The 22,308-nt window shown below is 45.0% G+C and carries 22 protein-coding genes and 2 pseudogenes; 20 read left to right on the top strand and 4 right to left on the bottom strand.

The annotated features are described in order from the left end of the window. Positions 1–59 precede the first annotated feature (59 nt). The 3 genes from AS034_RS01350 to AS034_RS01340 form a co-directional block, all read right to left on the bottom strand. Complete coding sequence (locus tag AS034_RS01350; protein ID WP_058297195.1) at positions 60–1,331, bottom strand: PucR family transcriptional regulator; 1,272 nt, start codon at positions 1,329–1,331, stop codon at positions 60–62. Between the two features lie 186 nt (positions 1,332–1,517). Further along, entirely contained in the window at positions 1,518–3,149 is a 1,632-nt protein-coding gene (gene pruA, locus AS034_RS01345) for an L-glutamate gamma-semialdehyde dehydrogenase (protein WP_058298056.1), read from the bottom strand. Positions 3,150–3,193: 44 nt separating this feature from the next. Continuing rightward, positions 3,194–4,111, bottom strand: a complete 918-nt coding sequence (locus AS034_RS01340; RefSeq protein ID WP_058297194.1) for a proline dehydrogenase family protein — start codon at positions 4,109–4,111, stop codon at positions 3,194–3,196. 481 nt (positions 4,112–4,592) lie between these two features. On the opposite strand from AS034_RS01340, the gene AS034_RS01335 reads away from it, so the two are divergent. The 8 genes and pseudogenes from AS034_RS01335 to AS034_RS22600 form a co-directional block, all read left to right on the top strand. After that, the gene (locus AS034_RS01335; RefSeq protein WP_058297193.1) at positions 4,593–5,051 is read left to right on the top strand and encodes an SAM-dependent methyltransferase; all 459 of its coding nucleotides are present in this window, start codon (positions 4,593–4,595) and stop codon (positions 5,049–5,051) included. 57 nt (positions 5,052–5,108) lie between these two features. Further along, positions 5,109–5,654: a signal peptidase I gene (gene lepB / locus AS034_RS01330; RefSeq protein WP_058297192.1), complete on the top strand. Its 546-nt coding sequence runs from the start codon at positions 5,109–5,111 to the stop codon at positions 5,652–5,654. A gap of 388 nt (positions 5,655–6,042) precedes the next feature. Further along, a complete protein-coding gene (locus AS034_RS01325) occupies positions 6,043–6,876 on the top strand; it encodes an alpha/beta fold hydrolase (protein ID WP_058297191.1) in 834 nt (277 codons plus the stop codon). Positions 6,877–7,050: 174 nt separating this feature from the next. Continuing rightward, positions 7,051–7,821 (top strand): RNA polymerase sigma factor, encoded by a 771-nt coding sequence (locus AS034_RS01320; RefSeq protein ID WP_058297190.1) that lies wholly within the window; start codon positions 7,051–7,053, stop codon positions 7,819–7,821. A gap of 15 nt (positions 7,822–7,836) precedes the next feature. Beyond that, positions 7,837–8,847, top strand: a complete 1,011-nt coding sequence (locus tag AS034_RS01315) for a hypothetical protein (protein ID WP_244888118.1) — start codon at positions 7,837–7,839, stop codon at positions 8,845–8,847. Positions 8,848–8,868: 21 nt separating this feature from the next. Continuing rightward, positions 8,869–9,303 (top strand): GyrI-like domain-containing protein, encoded by a 435-nt coding sequence (locus tag AS034_RS01310; protein ID WP_058297188.1) that lies wholly within the window; start codon positions 8,869–8,871, stop codon positions 9,301–9,303. A 19-nt stretch (positions 9,304–9,322) separates the two neighbouring features. Next, the gene (locus AS034_RS01305) at positions 9,323–9,742 is read left to right on the top strand and encodes a VOC family protein (protein WP_058297187.1); all 420 of its coding nucleotides are present in this window, start codon (positions 9,323–9,325) and stop codon (positions 9,740–9,742) included. A 41-nt stretch (positions 9,743–9,783) separates the two neighbouring features. Further along, positions 9,784–9,937: pseudogene (locus tag AS034_RS22600) on the top strand (transposase); the annotation flags it as partial. A gap of 131 nt (positions 9,938–10,068) precedes the next feature. Here the strand turns inward: AS034_RS22600 and AS034_RS01300 are convergent. Further along, complete coding sequence (locus AS034_RS01300; RefSeq protein WP_058298055.1) at positions 10,069–10,740, bottom strand: 5'-methylthioadenosine/S-adenosylhomocysteine nucleosidase family protein; 672 nt, start codon at positions 10,738–10,740, stop codon at positions 10,069–10,071. 551 nt (positions 10,741–11,291) lie between these two features. Here AS034_RS01300 and AS034_RS01295 point away from each other — a divergent pair. The 12 genes and pseudogenes from AS034_RS01295 (at position 11,292) to AS034_RS01240 (ending at position 22,294) form a co-directional block, all read left to right on the top strand. Beyond that, positions 11,292–11,744 carry an NUDIX hydrolase gene (locus AS034_RS01295; protein ID WP_058297186.1) on the top strand — a complete coding sequence of 151 codons (453 nt, stop codon included), beginning with the start codon at positions 11,292–11,294 and terminating at the stop codon, positions 11,742–11,744. Between the two features lie 105 nt (positions 11,745–11,849). Continuing rightward, positions 11,850–12,203, top strand: coding sequence for a YunG family protein (locus AS034_RS01290; protein WP_058297185.1), 354 nt, complete (start codon positions 11,850–11,852; stop codon positions 12,201–12,203). Positions 12,204–12,232: 29 nt separating this feature from the next. Further along, positions 12,233–12,763, top strand: coding sequence for a hypothetical protein (locus AS034_RS01285; protein ID WP_058297184.1), 531 nt, complete (start codon positions 12,233–12,235; stop codon positions 12,761–12,763). A 98-nt stretch (positions 12,764–12,861) separates the two neighbouring features. Continuing rightward, positions 12,862–13,449, top strand: a complete 588-nt coding sequence (locus AS034_RS01280) for a GNAT family N-acetyltransferase (protein WP_058297183.1) — start codon at positions 12,862–12,864, stop codon at positions 13,447–13,449. An 84-nt stretch (positions 13,450–13,533) separates the two neighbouring features. After that, positions 13,534–14,116 (top strand): annotated as a pseudogene (locus AS034_RS01275) (GrpB family protein). Beyond that, positions 14,094–14,855, top strand: a complete 762-nt coding sequence (locus tag AS034_RS01270) for an NUDIX hydrolase (protein ID WP_058297182.1) — start codon at positions 14,094–14,096, stop codon at positions 14,853–14,855. The pseudogene AS034_RS01275 and the gene AS034_RS01270 overlap by 23 nt, the downstream one beginning before the upstream one ends. Positions 14,856–14,894: 39 nt before the next feature. Beyond that, positions 14,895–15,731 (top strand): hypothetical protein, encoded by an 837-nt coding sequence (locus AS034_RS01265; protein ID WP_058297181.1) that lies wholly within the window; start codon positions 14,895–14,897, stop codon positions 15,729–15,731. 111 nt (positions 15,732–15,842) lie between these two features. Beyond that, complete coding sequence (locus AS034_RS01260) at positions 15,843–16,877, top strand: serine hydrolase domain-containing protein (RefSeq protein ID WP_058297180.1); 1,035 nt, start codon at positions 15,843–15,845, stop codon at positions 16,875–16,877. A 99-nt stretch (positions 16,878–16,976) separates the two neighbouring features. Further along, on the top strand, positions 16,977–17,513 hold the full coding sequence (locus AS034_RS01255) for a DinB family protein (protein ID WP_058297179.1): 537 nt from the start codon (positions 16,977–16,979) through the stop codon (positions 17,511–17,513). A 397-nt stretch (positions 17,514–17,910) separates the two neighbouring features. Next, positions 17,911–18,204, top strand: a complete 294-nt coding sequence (locus AS034_RS01250; RefSeq protein WP_419184970.1) for a heterocycloanthracin/sonorensin family bacteriocin — start codon at positions 17,911–17,913, stop codon at positions 18,202–18,204. Between the two features lie 236 nt (positions 18,205–18,440). Then, complete coding sequence (locus AS034_RS01245; protein ID WP_058297177.1) at positions 18,441–20,351, top strand: putative thiazole-containing bacteriocin maturation protein; 1,911 nt, start codon at positions 18,441–18,443, stop codon at positions 20,349–20,351. Then, positions 20,348–22,294: a TOMM precursor leader peptide-binding protein gene (locus tag AS034_RS01240; protein WP_058297176.1), complete on the top strand. Its 1,947-nt coding sequence runs from the start codon at positions 20,348–20,350 to the stop codon at positions 22,292–22,294. Before AS034_RS01245 ends, AS034_RS01240 begins: the two co-directional genes overlap by 4 nt. Positions 22,295–22,308 lie beyond the last annotated feature (14 nt).

The raw sequence follows: 22,308 nt of genomic DNA, 5'->3' as shown, positions 1-22,308 counted from the left end.
TAAGCGGGATAAGAACCTCCTCCGGTCAAACATCAATCGGCTAACCACCGATCAACCAATCAACCAATCCCCTTCAAAGCCTCCTTATAACGCTGATAATAAGCCTCAACATTATTCAACAGCAGTAATTCAGTATACAGATAAACTTTCATATTAAAGTTGTTGAAATCGATGGTGGTCAGCTCTTGAATTTTTTTGATACGGTAATTCAAGGTGTTGGGATGGATGAACAGTTCATTGGCGGTCTGTTTACCCTTTCCGTCGTTCTTCAGATAGACTTCGAGTGTCCGGAGCAGGTCTGTCTGTTTTTTGACATCATTTCTGATCAGTGACAGCAGGTCATCGCTGTAATAATCCTTTGATGTGTTTTTTTCGTAAAGGGCAGGCAGGTACCGGTAAATGCCCAGTTGTGCGAATTCCCGCGGCATCGATTCTGGGCGCGGGCTGATAAAGTTGGCGGTTTCGATGACCTCAGACGCTTCCAGGAAGCTCTTTCTCATTTGATAGAGGGAGGTGTATTCTTTTCCGATCCCGATCAGGAAGTTGTAGAATTCTTCACCTGTTTGTTCCTTGACCTTTCCGGCCAGATCCCTGGCTAATTCCAGTGATGAAAATGGTTTATCTGCTTTGCCGTAAAGTACGAGGATCACCTGGTATTCCGTTTTCAACGCGTAGATCGTTGTGCTGAAGGCGGATTCTTGGACGATCCTCTCCAGATGGTGGAGCATCGGTTTATATTGTGGCGATGTAATTGAATAAACGGCCACGGTGAACCGTTCCGGCAAGGTCAGTTTGACGAGAGAAGCATCATGGCGCAGCTGGCTTTCGCTTCCATATTCATGCTGAAGGAGACGCCATAATACTTCTTCTTTTTTGTCTTTTTTAAAATTTGCCTTCGCGTAAATATCATTGATCAGATTTCCGAGGTAAGGAGAGATCTCTTCAAGGAAGGCAAGCTCTTCCGTTTGGAGAAGCCGACCTGATTCCTGGACCCAGATATACCCGATCGTATTCCCGAGATACTTTGCGGCAATGACGACACGCTGGTGGAACCCCAGTTCTTCCATCGGCTGGACCCGGATCGGACTGGATTGACTTTCAAGCCGGTGTACGATGCCTTCTTTTTTCAGCCGGTCGATGATGAAGATCGGACATTTTTTTGTAAGGATTGTCTTTTGCTGTGTTTGATCGAATTTATCGAAAGAGGAACTGTAGGAAATCAATTCGAAATTTTTGTTTTCAATAATGACGGGGTTGCCTAGTTTTGAACTGATCAATTCCGTCGCTTTATGGATGTCTTCTGCCTGGAGGATTAAATCTTTTGCTTCCATAGGGATCTTACCTTTCCACGAGAGTTATTACCCCTATTATAGCGTTTAATTTTTGAATGAAAAGAAAAAGCCCCCCGTTGGCAGGGGAGCTTTTGTCATTGGAAGCTTATTCGTTTTTGAGATGGTCTGTATCCGGACGCCCTGATTTTGCATCAGGACCGGACGTTCAGACCGCCAAATTCAATCTTATTCTTCATCCATGAAAGGATAAGAAATGTCTGTTGTCGGTGCAAAGTTTTCCTTGATGATACGCGGGCTGGTCCAGCGGATCATGTTGAAGACAGAGCCTGCTTTATCGTTTGTACCGGAACCGCGTGAACCGCCGAATGGCTGCTGGTTGATCACGGCGCCTGTTGGTTTGTCATTGATATAGAAGTTTCCGGCTGCACCGGATAGGCGGCGCTCAAGGTGCATGATCGCTTCACGGTCCTGTGCGAAGATCGCGCCTGTCAATGCATACATGGATGCCGTATCGACTGCAGTCAATGTGTCTTCCAATTGGTCATTTTCATATACATAAATCGTCAAGACTGGTCCGAAGATTTCTTCTGTCATCGTTTTGAAGTTTGGATTCGTTGTCACGATGACTGTCGGTTGAACGAAGTAGCCTTTAGAATCATCATACGTGCCGCCGGCAATGATTTCTGCTTCCTCGGAATCTGCCGCATAGTCGATGTAGCTTGTGATGGAATCGAAAGCCGGTTTATCGATGACCGCACCCATGAAGTTCCTGAAGTCACGTACATCGCCGACTTTAAGCTTAGCGGTTTCTTCCAGCACACCAGCCTTCACTTCTTCCCACATGCTTGCAGGGATGTAGGCACGGGAGGCTGCTGAACATTTTTGACCTTGGTATTCAAATGCTCCGCGGACAAGTGCAGCGACCACTTTGTCTGCCTGTGCTGTTTCGTGGGCGAATACAAAGTCTTTTCCGCCTGTTTCCCCGACGAGACGAGGGTATGATTTGTAGTTCATGATGTTTTCTCCGACGTTTTTCCAGATGGTCTGGAATGTGCTTGTTGATCCGGTAAAGTGGAATCCGGACATGCGAGGGTCCGTCAAGACTACCTCTGATACCTGCGAACCGCGGGAAGGGACGAAGTTGATGACCCCTTTAGGCAATCCTGCTTCTTCTAAAATACGCATGAAGTAGTAGTTTGATAGTACAGAAGTTGACGCCGGTTTCCAAACGACTACGTTCCCCATGATGGCAGGTGCTGATGGCAGGTTCCCGCCGATTGCCGTGAAGTTGAATGGGGAGATCGCCAGTACGAAACCATCCAATGGACGGTATTCCAAACGGTTCCAGATATTTTTCATGCTGTCCGGCTGCATTTGATAGATTTGATTTGCATAATCGACACCGAAGCGCAGGAAGTCTGCTAATTCTTGTGCAGCATCAATTTCAGTTTGATAAGCTGTTTTCGATTGACCCAGCATCGTAGCTGAATTGATGACGTCACGGTAAGGTCCGGAAATCAAATCCGCCGCTTTCAGGAAAATGGATGCACGGTGCTGCCACGGCATGTTGGCCCAAGATTCTTTTGCAGCCATTGCAGCATCTACAGCATCACGCAGCTCTTTTTCACCAGCAAGCGAAAAGTTTGCAAGGACATGTTGATGATCATGCGGCATGACGACTTGCTTCACTGAATCCGTCTTGATGTTTTCTCCATTGATGATCACAGGGATATCGACTACTGTCTCTGATTGGCGCTTTAATTCTGCCTTTAATGTTTCTCTTTCTTTTGTACCTGGGGCATATGTATTGCCAGGCTCATTTTTAGGTGTTGGAATATTGAAAACTCCGTTACTCATATTTTTCACGTTCCTTCCTTAAATTGATTGTTATGATTTAAAAACTATTTACTGAAAATTCCCTTCAAAGCAAACGCGATGTTTGCCGGTCTTTCCGCCAGCCTTCTCATGAAGTATCCGTACCAATCCTCACCGTAAGGCAGGTAAATACGGACGGTATACCCTTTTTTCACTAGATCGGCCTGCAATTGATTCCTCATTCCATAAAGCATCTGGAATTCAAAGCGGTCGTTCGGGATGTTGTGTTCTTTCACTAACCCGATGGTGTAATCGATGATTGCCTCATCATGGCTTGCCACGGCTGTATAATGACCGTTTAAAAGCTGCTTTTTGATGAGATGTTTCAGGTTCTCATCCACCTTTTGCTTTTCCGGGAAAGCAACTTTACCTGATTCTTTATATGCACCCTTCACCAGCCTCAAATATGGAGAGAACTGCTGGAGGGCCTCGACATCTTCATCTGATCGATAAAGATAGGACTGGATGACTGTTCCCACGTTGTCGTACTTCTGCCGGAGTGTTTTGTAAATATCAAGGATGGCTGGGCACCTGGACGAATCCTCCATATCGAGGGTGACTGTGATTCCATACTGTTTCGCCTTGGATAAAATCAATTCCATATGTTCCAGCACAAGATCGCGGCTGATATCCAATCCCAGCGATGTCAGTTTCACAGACATTTCAGTGTCCAGCTGATGATGAGCGATTGCCATTAAACTCTCGATACACTCCCTGACATGTTCCCGTGCATCATCCACGGAATCAACAAATTCACCTAGGTGATCGACTGTAACCTGGAATCCTTCCTGGTTCAATTGAGTAATCAATGGAATGGCCTGTGAAAAGGTTTGGCCCCCAATGATCTTGTTGGCCCCAAATTTAGATCCCCATCGCTTGGCCATTCGGTCCAATGCCTTATTGTAGGACAGATACAAGAAAAAGCGTTTACTTATGGCTTCCAAGATCGCCACACCTCCTTGTATTGACTGTTTCCCTTCAGTACAGGGTGAATAAACTGAAAATCGTTAAACTATTTCCTCTGTTAAGAAAATTATAACGATAAATACCTGTTTTAAACAACGTGTTCCAACCACAATAAATTCGGTGATGATTTATGGTTTAGACACAAAAGGGGGAGGGGTAGTGGGGACGGCGGGTCGCAGGTGGGTCGTGGGGACAGGTACCATGACCCAAATTAGCGTTTTGAGAACAAGAGTGGTGTGGGGAGAATACCCGGGCATCCATAGGCCCCGGTTTATTATTTTTGGCTAGGGCGTAAGAGATTATTGCCCTTTGTTGTAAAATTTGGAATAATTGGATTAAAGAAAACTCGTGTAAAGAAGCATGTGCTGCTGCGGGAATTGTACTGGTTAGGTGTACTCTGCCTAAAAAGGCTGTCCTCCAGGAGTTTGACAGGCAGCCAAAAGGAAGGGATATGATAAAATGATTACGTTGAATCCAATCGGTGTTGCTTATAATGAACGGAATGAGATTGAAGATGATTACTGGGGGAAGGTGGTTTCGAAGATCATTCTGGATGATTCCCTTCCGGAAGATTCGCTGAGTGGAATCGAATCTTTTTCTCATGTGGAGATTATTTTTCATTTCCATAAAGTCGATCAGGCCAAAATCATAACAGGTGCCCGCCATCCCCGGAACGATGTGAATCTCCCAAAGGCAGGGATATTCAGCCAGCGTGGCAAAAACAGGCCCAATCAACTTGGGTTGACGACGGCAAGGGTTATAAAACGAGAGGGAAGAACCTTATTTTTAGCGGGTCTGGACTGTATCAACGAAACGCCGATATTGGATATAAAGCCTGTCATGAAGGAATTTCTTCCGAAAGAGCCGATTACCCAGCCCGAGTGGACACATGATATAATGAAGCATTATTGGGAGTGAACTGAGGGACCTGTCCCCATGTTTCTTAGAGATTTTGCAGGCGAGAGGATGAACCAAATGGCAAAAAAGAAAAATGAAACGTTTGAATGGATTAAATCTTTGGGTGTTGCGCTGGTCATCGTGTTAGTTGTCCGGGCTTTCTTGTTTACACCCATCCTTGTTGACGGGGCTTCGATGAATACGACATTACACGATCAGGACCGGATGATTGTATCCAAGATAGGGGAACCGGAAAGATTCGATATTGTAGTGTTCCACGCAAATGAGAAACAGGATTATATCAAGCGTGTGATCGGTTTGCCTGGAGATAAAATCGAGTACAGGGACGACACCTTGTATGTAAATGGAAAAGCGTATAAGGAGCCATACCTCGATGAGCAGAAAGCACAAATAGATGGCGAGTTAACGAGGTCATTTAGGCTGGAGGATACCGCTGTCGGACAGGCCACTGTACCCGAGGGGCATTTATTCGTCATGGGGGATAACAGAAGGAACAGCACGGACAGCCGGATAATCGGGGCGGTCCCTATGGATCAGGTTGTAGGGACGACGAATGTTGTTTTTTATCCGTTAAAGGATATGAAGATTATTAAAAATAAATAGATTTGTAGGAGAAAAGCTGAAGATTGGTGATGGGTCTTCAGCTTTTTTTAGAAAAAGGAGACGCTCTCTGCTTTGCAGGCATCGATTGGGTTGCTGGTGGTTGTTTACCGTTAATTATTGGTAGTTATGCATATCACAGTGTGGTATATTGATAAAAACATCAAAAGCAGGTGAAGAAGTCCGACATAGAAGCGGCCTGGTACACAAGGCTGATTTATGATTGGGAACGAGTGGAAAATCAATTTGAAGCAAGCTGATGAAAGCATGTTCTTATGCTTATTTAGTATGCCGATTGATTTTTTACTCTACGGACTTCTTTCCTTTTTAAAACCGCAGAGTAATCTCTGTGGTTTTTTTGTGTTTGAAAAATTAGAATGGAGTGGTTTTTATGAAACGGTATGTTATTCATGATGGAGAAATCGATGTAAGGATCACAGAATGGGGGGGTGAGGATAAACCGGTGATTTTTTGCCTGCATGGGCTGGGGAGTACAGGTCTCAGTTTTATAGAAATAGCTGAAGAACTGAAGGGTGAGTACAGGATCATCAGCATAGATGCTCCAGGTCACGGTAAAAGCGATCCATTCACCCGTGCCGAATGCTATGAAATGCCTGCGCTGGCTGGTTGGCTGGATAAAATACTAGACTTGCTGAAAATCGATACATTCTATTTTTTATCGCATTCGTGGGGAAGTTTTGTTTCGTTATTCTACATATTGAACTTCTCGGAGAAGGTACTGGGGGCAATCCTGATTGACGGCGGGTATCAAACAAAAAGACGATTGTCCATTTCAATGGAAGAGGAGGTGGCACTTCAAGAAAAAGATTTTGAAGAATACGCAGTAACCTGGGAAGAATTTTTGGATGTAGCAGTGTTTGGCGACTCCCGAAGAACGCCGTTATTGTTGACTGCAGCCAAGGATCTAGCCCTTCAAAAGGATGGGAAGTATTATTGGCACGCAAGGGGAGAAACGGGCGGTAACATCATTAGAGGCATGCACAAGAATGAAACGGAGGATATTTATGAAAAACTCCCCCGCCACCTGGACATTTGCCTGCTTCGGGCAGCGCTGCCTGAATCACGAACTCCATACAGGAACCTGACCGCCGGCATTTTTGAACAAAAAACCGGTGCAACGGTGAAACTGATTCCGAACACGTCTCATATGCTGCATTGGGATGATCCCGGGGTGGTGATTAGGGAAATTAGATATAGATGGTGAAGTGCAAAAATTGACCCACCTTCATCATAAATTTATTAATTGATTGTACAACTAAAGTGAATTTGAAATAATTGGTATAAGTGGAAGATGAAGAAAAATTTAATGCTATTTTGTTAGATTTCCCGTTTCAGATGCATCTCTATATATGGAGGTGTTGAAAGGAGTCCAATCTATATGTCAGGTACTGGTACTTTAGTTGAATTGGGTGAAAGCCGTTTAATTGAGGGAGAATTAAAGGGTTTGGATATTGAAAATTTCAAACAATTAGAAAAAGGGAAACTTGTTGAACAGGCAAGGAAAGGAGATCAGGAAGCATTCAATGAATTGGTAAGAATGCATAGGGCCAAAGCGCATGGCTGGGCTTATTCGGTAGCAAAAGATACATTCTTGGCGGAAGATATCGTCCAGGAAGCTTTATTCAGGGCATTTATTAAACTCGGGACCCTTCTGGATACAAATAAGTTCACTCCCTGGTTAAAGCAGATTGTTAGAAATGAAGCTTATATGAAGATGAGAATTGCGAGTTACAAAATGGAGAGTTCGCTGTCTTCTCAACCGACACAACACAAAGAGCCCACCGTCGATTGGGGAGATATCGATCAGGTTTTATCATTTCTTTCATACAAAGCATCAGAAAAGTCCAGAGAGAACAATCCAGAAGAGTACATGATGAGGTTAAGTGTGGTGGATGGTATTTGTTCTTTATTGAAGTGTCTGAGCAAAAGAGAAAAAGCTTTTTTTGAAGCATATTTTTTCGACGATCTACCTCCACGTAAAATTGCAGAGCTCTTCAATACTTCGAAAGCCAATGTGTACAATACCATCTCCCGGGCAAAAGTCAAAGTCCAAAAGGAGAGGATCCGTATATGTATTCATGATTACGTAGAGAAAAAAGCGGAACGGGGAGCAAGAAAACAAAAGATTTTGTCCATACCTGAGATCTAAATGGGGGAATTAAAATTGGAAAGAAAACAACTAGTTAATGAAAATCATTGGCTGAGAACAAAGACTTCTGCTGCATCAGCCATCCATGGCGCAATTAAATATACGGATAAAAAATATTTGAACCTCATAGATGTGATGGGACTTACCAGTCATGCCTTCCGAATAAACATTGATTCGAAAGAGATCAATGTCGCAGGCCCTACCGCGATTCCTGGTGGATATTTGATGAGGAAAAGTTTAACGAACCTTGGTTTCACAAGTAATCTGGCAGATTCAGAGGCCCCAGCAAAACCAGATAAAGTTGAACAGACTCTAGAATTGATTCAAGATTCCATCGATCGCGGGATACCCGCAATCGGATTTGATTTATTCATTCCGGAATTCGGTTTGATCTACGGGTATGACGATACTAAAAAGGTATTTTTCGCTAAGGATTGTTCTAGAGATGGAGAAGTGACTTATGAGGAATACTCGGATATCAGAGGTGTATTGTACTCCACCACTATAGAAGAAAGCCTTCCACACTCTAAATATGAGATGCTGCGAATGGCATTGGATACTATACTGGATCACGCTCACGGAAGGGAATGGCAGGGTCCCTTTGAAGATAAGTATGTCATTGGGTTAAAAGCGTATGATACATGGGTGGATGTGTTGGAAAAAGGAAATGCAGATCCCCATGGCAATGCATTTAATGCTCTTGTTGTTTCCGATGCAAGGGAATTTGCGGTGAAATTCTTACATGACCTTACCATCAAGTGGGTTGGTACGAATATTGTGGAAAGGGGTGTAAGAAAATTCGCATCAGATGCTGTGAAACATTATACGACCGCAGCAAAGGCTTTGGTTGAACTTCGGGAGTTGTTTCCTTTCCCACATGGTGGTGAACCAGCTGAGAAAGGAAATAAAGAAAAGGCCGTTCAATTATTAAAAAAAGCAAAGGAAGCCGAGGAGGAAGGATTGAAATGTCTGCAAACCTTATCGGATTTCATGAATAATTATTATGCGGAAAAATGGGTTCATTAATTATTTCAGGGAGGTACCATAATGCCAGTGAAAGTGATACAGGACGAAAAAGTCATAACACTTCAAGAGATGAAATTGGTAGGATACAGGGTTTGGTGTGCTGGAGAAGAGTATGCAGAAGAGATTCCTAAAACATCTCGATTAATAGGGAATCGTCTGAAAGAAATAAAAAAGGTGAGAAATAAAGACGAAGATGGGTACTGGGTGGCCATCGAAGTGGAAGAGTTCGAGGATATCCCAAAAGATATGGTTACTCTCACGATTCCTGCGCAAAAGTATGCAAGAGCAATATACAGAGGTTCAAACAAAAGGATTTTCGATGCTTATGATCAACTGCATAAATGGGAATCAGAACAGGGTTATCAGCGATCAACTGATAAATGGAATGTCGAGATTTTTCAATCCTGGCAGAATCCCGATCAACTGATAGTAGAATTATTCGATGCCATTCAATAGGGAAGGGGGATGTTTAGGTATGAATGAAAAATTATGGAGAGTTGGAACAACTTATATACCTGTAACCAACGTCGATCAATCGGCAGATTGGTATGTAGAGAAGCTTGGTGCCGAGCTTGGTTTTATAGATAAAGATAAGGCGATAGTAAATCTCGCAGATCAGAGTATATTTCTTGTAAAGGCAGCAGAGAACCAAAGTTTAAACTTCATCGATAGTTATGGGAATGAACGTTTTTCCCTGACGTTTGAAGTGAATGGAATGGATGCTCTTGAAAAATTTCATTATGACTTTATACGGAAAGGTATGAAAGTAGGGGAGATTGAAGACAGAGGTCATGCAGGAAGGAACTTTGTTTTTGAGGATATTGACGGGAATATGTTTGATGTTTGGAGTGAGTTGAGCATAGCGTTCAAGGAGAAGCATTTTAAGAAGGCATGATGTAAAACAAAGCCCTTAAAGAACGAGTGAGGTGAACGAGTCTCTTTGCGGACGCAAAAGAAAAGCAAGGCATGCGTTGGTTGACCTTAAGAGGTCTTAAAAAAGTTTCAATGCAGGCTGCTTACATTCGCTGCCATGGATCTTAAGAAATTGGCAAACTGGACTTGGCGAGGGCCATGTCCCTCCAAGAAATAGAAGGAAAATCTTTAAGATAACAGTAAAACCCACTTTCGCTTACAACGAGGGTGGGGTTTGTCTAAGGCCTGAAGTTTGGGAGATTACCAAGCTTTCGTTATTAAATATGTAGGCATATTAAATAAAATGATTCAAATAAATCTCTCTAAATACTCCCCAAATATTTTGTTCATCACTTTAGGCGTGTTTTCTACATAAACATTCATTTGTTCAATATTCGATTCGAATGTAGCAGAGTTACTTTCTTCTGTAGGAAAATCGGATATTCCTTTAATAATGATACACTCAACATCATTCTTCTTACAGATATAAGCAATTGCACCCGCTTCTGTATCGGCAATTATTATTTTATTTTCTTTTAGCTCTAAATAGTCCTTCCACATCACGACTGCTTTATCAGCGGTGCCAATTGTTCCGGTATGAAAATTAGAACCATATTTTGATAGTTCAATATCGACAATGAAAGATTGTTTAATAAAAGGCTCGATTTCTTTTACTGTGCAATCATATTGAACGGCTTTATTGGGTACAAAAATATCCAAATTACTGAACCTGTCATCTATTCCTGCACATGTGCCGGCAACGATGACTTTCGTTAAATTAAACTTAGAAATCATATACTGATTACCGCCAACACCATTTACTTTTCTTACACCGGTACTATAAAAAACAAGCTCAGTATCATTCATTGTTCTCATGAAATACTCGCCATAAGGATAACCGAAACGTTCGTCATCTTTTATGCTGAAGTATTCTAATGTCGCTTCATATTCCCACTTCGTCGCTATACTTATTCCGATTATTGACTTATCACCCTGCTTTTTGTCTATAAAGAACGTTTTTATCAACGCCGACTTCAAATCCAACATTATATAATATAGATTTTTTAGGCTAACCTTCCACGGTGAAATCTTTAAGTGTATTTTAACATATAATGTTATAAATCCTTGAGTTTTCTTGGAAGATTATAAAATCAAATAACACGTAAAATGGCCCCCCTGACTCGCACGATGACAATATTCATTGTTAAGTCGTTGTGCGGGGGGATTTAACGTTACTATCTAAAGGTTTATAAATCAACGATAACAACCCTGCGGTTTACAGTGCTACAAGGTATACTGATTCTTATGCCGCCACGAAAACGGGACTGCCTACTATATTTGGTCATCCTAATTTTTTTTACATTGTTTTGTTTTGAATATTTTGAAATAATTGAAGATGGTAAGATTAGGAATTCTTTTAAGATAATAAAGCTGGCGAAAGAAGATGGCTGTAATTCATAGAGGATATAAGGATGAAAATGACTATAAAATGATCCGTCAGTTCGACATAGACACAGTATTGGAGGGACCTTATGGGATACATAATGAATTTAAGAAAAATAGTGGGAAGCCGCCCGCTGATTATGGCAGGGGCATGCGTCATATTGGTTAACAGCAGGAATGAATTATTGCTGCAACGCCGCACTGACAATCATTGCTGGGGGCTGGCTGGCGGTTCCCTTGAGTTGGGAGAATCCTTGGAAGAAGCGGCCAAAAGGGAGTTATTTGAAGAGACGGGCCTGACAGCATCTAAACTGAAGTTGTTCAATGTCTATTCAGGACAAGACTTTTACTACAAGTATCCTCACGGGGATGAAGTATTTAATGTGGTGACAGCGTTTATATGTGACTCGTATGAGGGAGTGTTAAAAAAGGGAGAAAATGAAGTTGAAAAATTGCAGTTTTTTAATGTGAATGAAATCCCTTCTAACATTAATCCCACTGACTCACCAATCATTGATGAGTATAGACAGAAATTTTCATGAAAGTAATGATGCAGATTTGTGTTTTTATAAATAGAAGGGGGACCATCAATTGCAGGCGAAACCAAAAGCTGGATTTAGTTATTCAGCTGAGAAAGCAGGCGGTGTATGAAAAAGGAGACGATACAACCAGAAGAGTTAAAGAAGGCTATGGCAGAATCCTGGTCTGTTAAGTCAAGTTCTAAATGGAGCAGGGAAAACCCTGCGAAAGGACAGTGTGGTGTGACCGCATTGGTGGTCAATGACCTTTTAGGCGGGGAAATAAAAAAGACCAAACTGGCCGAGGGTTGGCATTTTTATAATTTCATAAGTGGGAAACGATACGACTTCACCGCTTCTCAATTTAGTGAAAACATCACCTATACGTATGTCCCTTCAAACAGAGAGGAAGCCTTTTCTGATACGAATGCAGAGCAGTATTGCTGCTTGAAACAAAAAGTGTGGACTGTTTTACGTTGGTGAAATCCATCCAAGTACAGGGGGATCATTATATGAAAAAGAAAAAAATAGCAATCCTGATCACTTCACTCGTGGTTCTCTCCGCTTTTTTTGCCTGGTATCAATCCACGAGGGTATATGGTAATGATAAGCAATCCATCATTGAAGTGATCAAGTCAGTTGAAGGTTATGAAGAAAAAGACATTCAACTTGTACAAATCAATGATTTTGATGATGTAAGGATTGCAGGGTTTCTAGCCAATCAACAGCCATCCTATATACAGTTTGCCAAAAATGAAAAAGGTAATTATGAGTGGAAGCATATTGAATCCAATCAGGAAGAGGCATTTGCAATGTTTTTACCTGGCAGGGAACTTGAAAAGATTATGTTCGTAACTAATGGTGAAAATGACATTGCAAAAATGACGGTGGATATTAACGGGGAAACCCTGGAACAAACGTTCCCTCCTTACGAGCCGAGCGTAACCTGGGTTGATCTGCCTGAATCAAGAGATGGTGGATATGAGTATCGGAACTACACCTATTACGATGAAAATGGGGTTATGATTGATAAGTATGAATGATTTACGGATGACTGACCGGAGCTGAATGACGGTTACCACTCCCCTGCTCTGGATGCTATTTTAGGGGGTAATAAAATAATATTTATAAGGGGAAAGCAATGAAACAGAAAACACCACAAGGGTTATTCAGAATCGATTGCCAAGATCTTTATCTTCAAGAGTTTTCAATCGAAGATGCAATCAATATTTACAAAATATCAAATCAACCTGAAATCTATCATTTCCTCCCTGACTGGAAATCCACCAAGGAACAGAGACTTGAATGGGTAACAAATTACGAAATACCGGCAAACAAAGCATTCCTTGATGCAGCTGCAAACATGACCGACATCGGAGACCATTTTTTAAAACTGGGTGTATTTATTAAGGAAACGGATGAACTGATCGGTTGGTGCTGTACAGGCATCAAAGAAGAGCTGCCTGAACCGAATAGAGAAATCATGTATGCCATTTCAAGTGAATACCAGGGGAAGGGGTACGCAACGAAAGCCGCTATGGGATTGATTGACTATCTGTTTTCGCATACAAATGTAGAAACCCTAAACGCAGTGGCTTTAATCAACAACGTCCCATCAAACAAGGTGATTGAGAAGTGCGGGTTTACCTGTCGAGGTAAACAGATGATCGAAAACGAACGTTATCATCACTACATATTGAGTAAGTCAGAGTGGAAGAAAAAACGCTAAGCAGGCACTTGTTGTTCAGGGGCGGGGGCAATTTTAAGATTCGGTCTTCCAACTAAGCAAGATTAATCAAAGGAGGAAATTACAATGGCCAAAAGTGACGACCAACAGGACATTCCAGTATGGGCATACGAAAAAATAGAGCTTAAAAACCCTGATCCTCAGTGGATGGACAAAGGAAATCAAGAAAAAGAAGAGCTGTTCCATCTACTATCACGATTCGGTGTGAAGCAGGTGGAGCATATCGGCAGTACAGCCATCCCTCATCTTCCCGCAAAACCCATCATCGACTTAATGGCTTCCTTTTCATCATTTGAAGAGGTGGACCAAATAGCAGAACGCCTGCACCAGTGGCATTACGCCCCCTGAATTGGATAAACAGCCTTGGAGAAGATTTTTCGTCAAGGTGGAGAATGACAAACGGACGGCCCACCTTCAACTCATGCTGGAAGGGGAAGAGCGGTGGGAGAAGCATCTTATCTTTCGGGATAAACTAAGAGAGAATCGACACCTTGTAGAAGAATACGCGACTATCAAATACAAGCTGGCGCAGGAATTTCAAGATGATCGAGAAGGATATACAGAAGCGAAGAAGGAATTTATAGATAAGGTGTTGAGTGAAAGCTCTACCTTCAAGGGGGATCACAATGAACAAGGTGACACTCAATAAGATACCGGCCGACGTGGCCATCACGGTCTCAGAAGATGGCATGATTTTGCCGGACTCTCTGAAAGAATCCATCAACACATATTGGAATTCCCTTCTGGAAAAATGCAGGCCATTTCAAAGAGGAGACGTATTTTCCATAAAAGAAATGACAGAAACGGAGAAGGAATTACGCGTGACCTTGCAAAGGACTGATTTTGCCCATTTTATTTACGGTAAACATTTCGATTTGCCTGATGAATTCAAGTGTCGTGTGATTGTAGCGAACGCGCTCATCTTAACAAGGGACAACCATTTTGTTCTGGGCCAGATGAACAGCCGCACTGCCAATCCCGGACGTGTACAGTTCATTGCAGGCGGGATAGACGGCAGCGATGTAAAAGAAAATACAGTCGACATCATGGGCTGCCTCTTTCGTGAAACAAGTGAAGAAGTCGGGCTCGATCTGAATGACCAAAACCTGGTATTGAATATCGAACCCCGGTATGTCGTACACTGGGGTAATATTGCGCTTATCTATCTGATTAAAATGAACATTGATTCAGCTGAATTTCTGGCTCATTACGAACAATTTGAAACTAGTTTGCGAGATAGAAAGGAGACGCCGGAGTTTTCGTCGATTCAACTCTTGCCGGCAGAACCTGAGTCAATTTCCCGATTCTTTGAACAGGATGAACGGCCGAGGGTGGATTTTCTTGGGGACGTGTTGAAATGGGAAATGAAGAGTAGGTCTCTACTCTAACTAGAAAGATTTTTAGAATAAGCAAGGTGGAGAGGTACTTTGACAACCATTAAAGAAATAGGGCGTTTTTGCCCGACGGATCATAACGGAAACATCTTAAATGATGCCAGCCTGCAGAACATCAATCCAGGGTTTATGAAGGTAATAGAAGAGACGATCCAACATTACAAGACTCATTTAAAAGAAGACTTGCACAGCATATACATAAGGGGCTCTATCCCACGCGGGTTGGGGATAGAAGGTGTTTCAGATCTGGATACGATCACTCTTACGAAAAGGAACATTCATGACTTGGACCTTGGATGGGTGGAGAAGTCTGAACACTATTTAAACGAGGAGTATAGATGTGTAGATGGGGTGGAATTTAGTTTCTATTCCGTTGAGGAGGTTTTAAACACGAATCACTTCTCTATCATACCGTTCATGATCAAGACTCACAGTGTATGTGTGTATGGCGAAGATGTACGTGTACACCTGCCTGAATTTAAAGCCGATATCACACTTGGAAATGCACATCTTGTGAATCTGAAGAGACAAATCGACCAGGCGAAAGAGGACCTCGTCGGTAATGACGATGAGGAGGATATTGTCGATTGCTGCAGATGGATCATGAAAATCATCGTGCGGGCGGGCCTTGCCCTTGTCATTGATAAAGAATCCAAGTATACAAGGGATTTGTACCCGGCTTATACACTGTTCGCGAAGCATTATCCAGGGAAAGAAACTGAGATGAAACAAGCTCTTCATTATGCGGTCAATCCGGTGGAAAGCCGGGATGAGATACTGGCATTCCTGGAGGGGATGGGAAGCTGGATGATCAATGAAGCTGATAAATGGCTGGACGTTCATAACCCCAAAAAGGAATGGAATCTGTAGAATAGTAGAACAGAGCGGAATTGTGCTTGCCAAAGGGGCCGCCACGGTATTTTCTTCTAACGGCTTTCCTTAAAACGAGGTACTGAAATTCGTGAAATATAGGGGTGCTGTATGAAACTAAGCAAGATTAATATAGAAGAACGAATGCAACATTATCACATCAGCGGATTAAGCTTGGCAACCATTAAAGACGGGCAGATGAGTGCAAATGAATCTCATGGTGTACGTGAAACGGGAACCCAAAAATTTGTGGACACTGACACTATGTTTAATGCCTGTTCGATAAGTAAGTTCGTAACAGGGATGCTTGTTATGATCCTGGCTGATCAGGGGGTTCTTGATTTGGACGCGGATGTCAATGACCAGCTTTTGACATGGAAGGTACCCCATCACAGGTTTTCTGCCAAAGTGACGCTGCGCCGATTACTCTCCCATCAATCAGGGATCATGGATCCGGATGGCAGTTTTCCAGAACGTAAGCTGACAGATTCAGTCCCTTCCATGGTGGAGGTATTGGAAGGGAAGACCTCCTATTGTAAAACTCCGATAGAAGTGAACGTCGAGCCGGGGAGTGAATTTCACTATTCAGATGCAGGTTATTGCATCATACAGCAGGTTATCGAAGATGTAACGGGCAAGCCTTTTGCAACATTAGCAAGCGAGCTGATTTTCAACCCGTTAAAGATGAAACATAGCTCATTCCCGACGGATATTTTTAAAGAGAGCATGACAAACTTTTCCTTCGGGCACAACAAGGATGGTCAATTGATTGATGGCGGGTACTCCATCTACCCCTACCCGGCAGCTTCAGGACTATGGACAACCCCTGAGGATTTAGCCAGATTGGTCATTGAGTTAACCGGTTCATTAAAGGGGCAAAGCAAGATCGGCCTAACTGATGTGAAAGCTGACGAAATGATCCGTTCTCAAGGTTGTAAGGAATGGGCCGGACTGGGAGTGTTTTTGGATGGGGCAGAAGAAGAGCTTGAGATTTCTTCCCTGGGATGGGGAATCGGCTGCCAATCCATGGTGGCTGCATACCCTCATCTGGGAAAAGGCCTCATCATCATGACCAATACAGATACAGGTCTACACCAGATGAAAGGGTTGATTGGTGAGGTCTATCACTCTATGAAAAAACGATAAAGCCGGGGGGACGGGTACACTGGCCCAAGGCTTCGGGTTAGCTATGAGGCCTGTCCAAGTCTTTTTGATTGTGAATTTTAAATAAGGGGGAGCTGGCAAATGAACTTCGAACTGATGGATATCTTTCGCATGGAATTTGATTTTTGCTGGAACAAGGAGGCCTGGTTTTTACCTTTGGAATCTGCGCTTAAGGATTTGGATTCTACTCATGCAAGCTGGCAGCCTCCCGGGGGAGGAAATACGATCTGGCAAATTGTGAACCACCTCAATTATTACAATGCGGTCCTCATTAAACAACTCAATGATCCAATATTACGGAAAAAGGAATCCAGCGGCAAGGCTGCTTTTGGAGACATCGGAGAACCGGCAGGTCTTGAATGGGAGTCGGTTTTGGCAGAGGACACTTTTGGAGGCAGCGGGGAAGCTGAGAATACTGAGAAATGGGACGCTGTCCTCGAAGAAACACGCCAGATTTGTGGGGAATTACGAAAAACATTGGCACGGGGGAGTGATAGTCAGCTCGATGAGGAACGGATTGGCAGGCTTGCCCGGCAAATGTTGCACAACGCCTACCATATCGGGCAAATTGTGCTGATCCGTAAACAACAAGGGTCCTGGCCGGAAGAGCGGGGATGATTTGTGCTTTCTCTGGCAGCCAATAAGGGAGAGGATCCTATATATTCCGGTGTTTATTAATGTTTTAGAGGCGGGAATCTTTCTTTACCTTCCTAGTCGTGAAGGGTTCAAGTGATCAGCAGGGTATTATCGGGTATACGAGACTTCAGCCTCCAGCCCCAACCCCAACCCCAACCCCAACCCCCATTACCACCAACCGCAGTACCCATCCCATTTCGAAGCATGCGCGAATCCGGTCCATGCTTCTTTTTATTGCCCTTCATCTCCCTCCAATTTCCAAATTAGGCTTTTACATCAGTAACAACACCTCCCTAAATCACATAAATTGTTTGGGAGTGTTCATATGACTAGTGAATACACCTAATGACAGAACTTTTTCTTAAAAGATGTTTCTTGGATGAGGGCCACTGGCTATTTTATTTGGGAGGTAATGAAGATGATGAATAATTTTCACCATGAACTTCAAGGTCTAAATGTAGGGGATTTCCAGGTAACACAGCCTGTTTCCTGGGATCAGCATATGTATGATCCAAATGACGAAAGGCTTTTCCTTGGATTTGGGGGCTGTTTCGGGTTTGGCTTCTCTTGCTTCTTCAGTTGTTTTGGCTGCGGAGGATGCTTCCGCTGCGGCGGATGCGGACGCTGCGGAGGGTGTGGCCGTTGCGGTGGCTGCGGCAGATGCGGTCGCTGAGGACGTTAATCAGCATGTAGAATATAGTGTTCAAAAGGATCCCTGCATGAATCAGCGCAGGGGTCTTTCTTTTTTATGAGAGCACGATCCCCGCATGAAATCCGGCCCCCTAAAGCGTTCCCAGAAACTGAACCAGCCGCTTCTGATTTTCTTTACATAAGGGACAAATTGAGTTTCATACGATAGTAATGACGGTCACTACAACAATTGAAAGCAGCGGGGGAAGGAGGAGCGTTATGGAAAAGTTGGACCCTTCTATGCGCTTGAAAGTGAAGAGAGATACGTTTTACCTCCCTGAACCAGACAGGGGTGTTTATTTCAGGAATAACCAGTGCTCTTTCCGGATGGAAGGCAGCGGGATCGATCAGTGGGTAGAGAAGCTGCTGCCGATGTTCAATGGGGAATACTCGCTTGAGTATATGACGAACGGACTGCCGGATGCTTATAAAAACAGGGTCATGGAAATTGCGGAGGTCCTGCACTCCAATGGATTTGTCCGCGATGTGAGCAGGGATCTGCCGCACGGGCTGCCCCGGCATGCCGTGGAAAAGTTCGCATCACAGATCGAGTTTGTAGATAGTTTGGCAGATTCGGGTGCATCAAGATTTGAGACCTACCGCCATTCCAATGTGCTGGCAGTGGGTTCCGGTCCTTTTTTGACCTCACTCGTTTCTTCTCTGATCGAATCCGGGACGGCAAAGCTGCAGGTTCTGATCACAGATGAAGCGCCGACGAATAGAGGACGGATTCTCGAGCATGTGGACCATGCCCGTCAAACTGATCCGGAGCTGGAGCTGCATGGAGTCGCGTTCAGTGAAGACGGGTGGCGGGAGACTTTGAAGCCGTTCGATTTAATTTTATATGTGACGCAAAACGAAAACCTTGAGGAATTGGACCGGCTCCAGGCCATTTGCAGGGAGGATAAAAAGCTGTTTGTCCCGGCAATCTGCCACCAGCAGAAAGGTATCGCCGGGCCGATCATCCATCCTGATTCAGAGGCTGGCTGGAACTTTGCATGGAGACGCATACACACCACTGCATTTAGAAAAAAAGAACAGTGCCCTGCCCCATCGGCGATCCCGGCCGCGATGCTCGCGAACATGATTGTCTTTGAAGCGTTTAAAGAGATAACGGGAGTGACGAAACCGACCCAGAGAAATCGGATCTTCCTGCTGGACACAGAAACGCTTGAAGGAAGCTGGCATTCCTTTTTGCCGCATCCGCTGGAGACCGGGAATAAAGCGGCTGAAGCTGTCCGGAACCTGGAAACCCGGCTGGAGCAGGGATCAGAAAGAAGCGATACTGAAAAAATACTGTATTTCTTCAGTCTGCTGACGTCAAAGGAGACAGGGGTTTTCCATGTATGGGAGGAAGGAGATACAAAGCAGCTGCCGCTTGCGCAGTGCCGTGTCAGGCCGGTTGATGTATTGTCCGGGGGCCCGGCAGAACTGCTGGATGAGATGGTCTGCAGCGGCTTGACCCATGAAGAGGCACGGCGGGAAGCAGGGCTGCAAGGAATAGAGGCATACGCTTCAAGGCTGGCCCGTTCGATTGTTCCTTATCGTAAAGGTGAATACATGGCGGCCTGCACAGGGACGACGTTTGCGGAAAGCGTGGGACGCGGGATCCGGAAATGTCTGACGGATGAGCTGAGAAAAAGGGAAAGTGTTCAACCATGTGCCATTTCCCGGCTTGAGTTGGATGAGGTCGAGGATGAAAGGTGCAGGTTTTATCTAAAGGCACTGACCACGATGCAGGGAGACCCGGAAATCGGGGTGGGTGAGGACGTGGCCGGATTTCCTGTCGTCTATGTACGCGGGAAAAACGGCTGGTATGGAAATGCAGATTTCACGCGCACCTCCGCACTTAGGAAATCGCTGCAGCATGCGATTTTTCAAGCCCAGAACGGTACCGATGCTTTTGATGCCAAACCTGTTGCTGCTGTATTTGCAGAAGGAAGTGCAGGGAGAATCGCGATTTCTAGCGATGAAGATGGGATCCAGCCTGATTCCTTGAAAGAAGCCATTGAAACCTTGAAGAGGAATGGGATGCGGGCAGCGGTGTATGAACTGGAGATGGAACCCGTTTTTAAAAAAGAGCTCCAAGGCGTGTTTGCTGTGCTGCTGCGAGAGGAGGAAGCCCAATGAATTCTTTCGTGGTGATTGTCGGGGACGGGATGCTTGCGGACCGGGTTTGTGCGCAGATTTCCGCCTGGTATCCCGTGTTCAGGCAAAGCAATTTTAAAAAAAGATTTCCTGTGCGTGCGGATTTGGTGCTGGCACTGGATGATATGTGGAATCCTGCCGTTCATCAGCAGGCAGAAGAAGTGACGAGGGGGGCCCAAGTCCCGTGGCTGAGGGGATTTATTTCGTTCGGGGAGGGAGTCATCGGGCCGCTCGTCCGTCCAGACAGACCGGGATGCTCGCAATGTGCCGATCTGCGGCGTCTCCTCGGCGGGAAGGAACGCCATGAGATGCGGGAAGTGCAGGGGAAACTGGCTGAAGCCGGCGGAATGACGAGGGACCCGTGGGCGTCAAATACCGGTCTCGTGCATATGGCTCACATCATTGCAGCAGAAGCGCGCCGGGTGATTGAGGGCGAAAGGCCGCATTCGGCAGGCAGGGTATGTCTGACCGAACTGAAATCATTGAACAGCTCGTGGCACTCCTTCGTTCCCGACTCTTTATGCGGGGTCTGCAGCCGGATTCCGGACGATACACCGGAACTCGCCCGTGTGTCCCTTCAGCCCAGCCCGAAAATCAACAGGGGCAGTTTTCGCTGTAAACCGCTGGGTGGGTTGAAAGACGTTCTTGTAAAAGATTATCTCGATAATAGGACGGGACTTTTTAACAGTAAGATGTATGACCTGGTGACGCCGTTTGCGGATGCGAGTGTCAATATGCCGATGTTCGACGGGGATGAAGGGACGGCCGGCCGGACTCAAGTATACTCGGACAGCGAGCTGACCGCCATCCTTGAAGGACTGGAGCGCCACTGCGGACTGGAGCCGCGCGGCAAGCGGACCGTCGTCCATGACAGCTACCGGAATGTGAAGGGGCAGGCACTCGATCCTTTGAAGGTCGGCGTGCACACCGATGAACAATATGCCATGCCAGGATTTCCATTTGCGAAGTTCGATCCGGACAGGGCGATTGACTGGGTGTGGGGCTACTCTCTCATCGAAGAGCGGCCGATCCTCGTCCCTGAACTGTTGAGCTATTACAGTCTAGGGTGCGGCTCAGCCGGTTTTGTCTATGAGACGTCCAATGGCTGTGCATTAGGCGGAAGCCGGGAGGAAGCAATTTTTTACGGAATCATGGAGGTCGTCGAACGGGATTCATTCCTGTTGACCTGGTATGCAGAGCTCAATCTGCCGCGTCTTGATCCGCTGTCTGCCGGGGATGAGGAACTGGAGTTGATGATTGAGCGGATGCGGGCGGTCGCGGGGTATGATCTTTATTTGTATAACGCCACGATGGAGCATGGGATCCCGAGTATCTTTGCGATAGCAAAGAACAGGAAGGATGCAGGATTGAATCTGATCCTTGCGGCTGGCGCGCATCTGGATCCTGTCAGGGCGGCCAAGAGCGCGATCCAGGAGCTTGCCGGGATGATGCTGAATCTTGATGAAAAGCTGGAGAAGAACAAGGGGAAATATGAAAAAATGCTGAACGATGACTCGCTGGTGAGGCAGATGGATGATCACGGCATGCTGTATGGGCTGCCGCAGGCGGAAGAACGGCTGGGATTTTTACTGAACGACAGCCGGCCATTGCGGAGTTTCGAGGGGGAATTCAAATGGACGTCCGTCCACGGTGATCTTACGGATGACCTGAAGGATCTCCTTGCCGCATTGGGCAGCCGGGACCTGGATGTCATTGTCGTTGACCAGACCGCGCCGGAACTGGAAAAGAACGGCCTGCACTGTGTGAAAGTCCTGATCCCGGGCATGCTGCCGATGACATTCGGGCATCATCTTACCCGTCTGACAGGACTCGAACGGGTACTGAACGTCCCGGCGGAACTCGGCTATGCCGACCGGCCGTTATCATTCGAACAGCTCAATCAAAAACCGCATCCGTTTCCTTAGGATACTCGGGAGGT

Origin of the sequence: [Bacillus] enclensis (genome assembly GCF_001456935.1) — a bacterium.
Classification (GTDB): Bacteria; Bacillota; Bacilli; order Bacillales; family Bacillaceae_B; genus Rossellomorea; species Rossellomorea enclensis.
The sequence above is the reverse complement of the archived record's forward strand: the minus strand, read 5'-3'. Positions and strand labels throughout refer to the sequence as shown.

What these genes read in the sequence shown, in the direction of transcription:
- AS034_RS01350 (WP_058297195.1), bottom strand. Translation starts at nt 1,331, where the DNA reads ATGGAAGCAAAAGATTTAATCCTCCAGGCAGAAGACATCCATAAAGCG.
- AS034_RS01335 (WP_058297193.1), top strand. Translation starts at nt 4,593, where the DNA reads ATGATTACGTTGAATCCAATCGGTGTTGCTTATAATGAACGGAATGAG.
- AS034_RS01260 (WP_058297180.1), top strand. Translation starts at nt 15,843, where the DNA reads ATGAAACTAAGCAAGATTAATATAGAAGAACGAATGCAACATTATCAC.
- AS034_RS01320 (WP_058297190.1), top strand. Translation starts at nt 7,051, where the DNA reads ATGTCAGGTACTGGTACTTTAGTTGAATTGGGTGAAAGCCGTTTAATT.
- AS034_RS01255 (WP_058297179.1), top strand. Translation starts at nt 16,977, where the DNA reads ATGAACTTCGAACTGATGGATATCTTTCGCATGGAATTTGATTTTTGC.
- AS034_RS01290 (WP_058297185.1), top strand. Translation starts at nt 11,850, where the DNA reads ATGAAAAAGGAGACGATACAACCAGAAGAGTTAAAGAAGGCTATGGCA.
- AS034_RS01280 (WP_058297183.1), top strand. Translation starts at nt 12,862, where the DNA reads ATGAAACAGAAAACACCACAAGGGTTATTCAGAATCGATTGCCAAGAT.
- AS034_RS01310 (WP_058297188.1), top strand. Translation starts at nt 8,869, where the DNA reads ATGCCAGTGAAAGTGATACAGGACGAAAAAGTCATAACACTTCAAGAG.
- AS034_RS01240 (WP_058297176.1), top strand. Translation starts at nt 20,348, where the DNA reads ATGAATTCTTTCGTGGTGATTGTCGGGGACGGGATGCTTGCGGACCGG.
- AS034_RS01295 (WP_058297186.1), top strand. Translation starts at nt 11,292, where the DNA reads ATGGGATACATAATGAATTTAAGAAAAATAGTGGGAAGCCGCCCGCTG.
- AS034_RS01245 (WP_058297177.1), top strand. Translation starts at nt 18,441, where the DNA reads ATGGAAAAGTTGGACCCTTCTATGCGCTTGAAAGTGAAGAGAGATACG.
- AS034_RS01285 (WP_058297184.1), top strand. Translation starts at nt 12,233, where the DNA reads ATGAAAAAGAAAAAAATAGCAATCCTGATCACTTCACTCGTGGTTCTC.
- AS034_RS01325 (WP_058297191.1), top strand. Translation starts at nt 6,043, where the DNA reads ATGAAACGGTATGTTATTCATGATGGAGAAATCGATGTAAGGATCACA.
- lepB (WP_058297192.1), top strand. Translation starts at nt 5,109, where the DNA reads ATGGCAAAAAAGAAAAATGAAACGTTTGAATGGATTAAATCTTTGGGT.
- AS034_RS01270 (WP_058297182.1), top strand. Translation starts at nt 14,094, where the DNA reads ATGAACAAGGTGACACTCAATAAGATACCGGCCGACGTGGCCATCACG.
- AS034_RS01305 (WP_058297187.1), top strand. Translation starts at nt 9,323, where the DNA reads ATGAATGAAAAATTATGGAGAGTTGGAACAACTTATATACCTGTAACC.
- pruA (WP_058298056.1), bottom strand. Translation starts at nt 3,149, where the DNA reads ATGAGTAACGGAGTTTTCAATATTCCAACACCTAAAAATGAGCCTGGC.
- AS034_RS01250 (WP_419184970.1), top strand. Translation starts at nt 17,911, where the DNA reads ATGAGGGCCACTGGCTATTTTATTTGGGAGGTAATGAAGATGATGAAT.